A 2,051-nucleotide genomic window follows, 5' to 3' on the forward strand; every position below is an offset into this window, starting at 1 on the left:
CCTTTAGGTCCCCGAGTTTCGGCAGCATCGATGTCGCGGGTTATGCCGAAGCGATCGCGCAGGATCGTGCCTTCATCGACAGCGCAAACGGCAACTAGCCGGACGATCCGAAGCGGCTCGCCCATCGGATCGTCGCGCTTGCTGCGCAGTTTGAGCCGCCATCGCGGCTCGTGTTCGGTGACGCCCTGCAGTGGGCGGCGCAAAGCTCGAGTAATGCAGCAGGAGATTCTCCAATCCGCCAATGATAACTGACAGGTGAGGCCGATAACCGCTGTTGAAATGCCGGACTCAGCGAAGGCCAGCAATCCGGTATGCCGCGGAGCGGAGGAAAACGACATACATTGAACAGTTTAGCGGCGGCTGACGGTATAGTGGGGCGGAGGATGTAAGGGAACAGTCGTACCGGGGCGTACAGGCGGCGGGGGGTGCGAACGCGGTCAGGAGGGGAGTTGGCTTTCCGTGCGCCGCGATAGACCGCGAAGGATCAAATTCCGGAAACCAACCAAAAAGACCAGTGTTTTCAATAGCCGGTGTTTTTGACGGTGTGCCTGACGGTATAGAGAACGTCGGAAAATTTTTTTGCGCGCAATATCAATTGGTTATGGTACTAGGAAATAATCGAATGGGAATAACAGGCGAGCACCAGTCCGGAGCATATGCGGACTGGTCCGCTGCCGATACGGCGCTGGTCGATGCCATCGCCGACCGCCACCACCAAGCTGGCCACGCGATACTGGTGGGGATCGCAGGCGCGCAAGGCTCCGGCAAATCCACCCTGGTTCGACGGCTTGCCGAACAGCTGGAAGGGCGTGGCTTGCCGACAGCGGCGCTGTCGCTCGACGACTTCTATCTCACCAAGGCGGAACGCGAAGGACTGGCGCAAAGCGTTCACCCCTTGTGCGTCACGCGCGGAGTGCCCGGAACCCATGATCTGCGGCTGTTGGAAACCGCACTCGATGCGCTTTTGGTCGACGGCCCAACGGTCACCTTGCCGAGTTTCGACAAGGCCAGCGATGATCGCGGCGCGCCGCGCAGCGTCACACCACCTTTCGCAGTGGTTCTGCTGGAGGGCTGGTGCATCGGCGCCAGGCCGCAGGATGCAGATGCTCTGGTCGAACCAGCCAATGCGCTCGAGCGAGACGAAGACCCCGATGGTATCTGGCGGCTCTGGGCGAACGACCATCTGGCTGGTGGATATGCGGCGCTGTTCGCGCGGCTCGATCTGCGGATATTCCTCAAGGCGCCGGATTTTGCCGTGGTCGAAACCTGGCGGGGCGAACAGGAGGCGGCATTGGCTGACCGCGCCATGGACCGGGCCAGTCTGGGCCGCTTTGTCGCGCATTATCAGCGGATAAGCTGTGCAATGCTCGCGCAGCCGCAGGCGGAGCTGGTTGTCGCGCTTGACGCGCAGCGGAACCCACAAGTGCTACCTGCACGCAGATGAATTTATCGCCTCGCCGACGCTCTTCCGCGTGATATGCAGGGCGCGAAGGTCAGGAGGGGAAGCATGGCAACATCGGGCGAAGCTGCGCGAGTATCGGGCACGCGACTGTTCTGGGTAGTGGCGCTGCTCGCGCTGTCGGTGCTGCTGAACTACGTCGATCGCGGGGCAATCGGGGTTGCTGCGCCTTTGATGATCGAAGAGCTCAACTTCACCGCGACCGAGTTCGGCACCGCCGTATCCGCTTTCTTCTGGGTTTACGCACCGCTGTGCCTGTTCGTCGGCTGGCTGTGCGATCGCTTCTGCGTCTACCGAATGTTTGCCGCTGGTATCGCATTGTGGGCTGTGGCCACGTTGCTCACCGGCTTCGTGCACGGGTTGATGTTGCTCGTTATACTCCGGTTGCTGCTCGGCCTGGGCGAAAGCATAGCCTTCCCGGGTAGTTCGAAGATCTTCGCGGCGGAGGTCCCCGCGCATCATCGTGGCAGCGCCAATGCCCTGATCGGCGCGGCGCTGGCTTTCGGTCCGGCGGTCGGCGTGTTGACCGGCGGTGCGATCCTGGAGGCGCTGGGCTGGCGGCCGATCTTCTGGATATTCGGCCTGGTCACGC

The 2,051-nt window shown here is 61.8% G+C and carries 3 protein-coding genes; 2 read left to right on the top strand and 1 reads right to left on the bottom strand.

Annotated features, from left to right (window positions below; genetic code table 11):
• Nucleotides 1–203 (bottom strand): hypothetical protein (locus AAFM29_RS13545; protein ID WP_341713319.1); only part of this gene is annotated, 203 nt, incomplete at its 3' end.
• Nucleotides 204–622: 419 nt separating this feature from the next.
• Here AAFM29_RS13545 and AAFM29_RS13550 point away from each other — a divergent pair.
• Both AAFM29_RS13550 and AAFM29_RS13555 read left to right on the top strand, forming a co-directional pair.
• Nucleotides 623–1,444 carry a kinase gene (locus AAFM29_RS13550; RefSeq protein ID WP_341713320.1) on the top strand — a complete coding sequence of 274 codons (822 nt, stop codon included), beginning with the start codon at nucleotides 623–625 and terminating at the stop codon, nucleotides 1,442–1,444.
• 63 nt (nucleotides 1,445–1,507) lie between these two features.
• The coding region (locus AAFM29_RS13555; protein ID WP_341713321.1) for an MFS transporter at nucleotides 1,508–2,051 on the top strand (544 nt) is incomplete at its 3' end.

The sequence above is a fragment of the Erythrobacter sp. genome (genome assembly GCF_038133525.1).
In the GTDB taxonomy this organism is placed as follows: Bacteria; Pseudomonadota; Alphaproteobacteria; order Sphingomonadales; family Sphingomonadaceae; genus Qipengyuania.

Bases quoted from the DNA above. Each gene is read 5' to 3' on its own strand.
- AAFM29_RS13550 (WP_341713320.1), top strand. From the start codon at position 623: ATGGGAATAACAGGCGAGCACCAGTCCGGAGCATATGCGGACTGGTCC.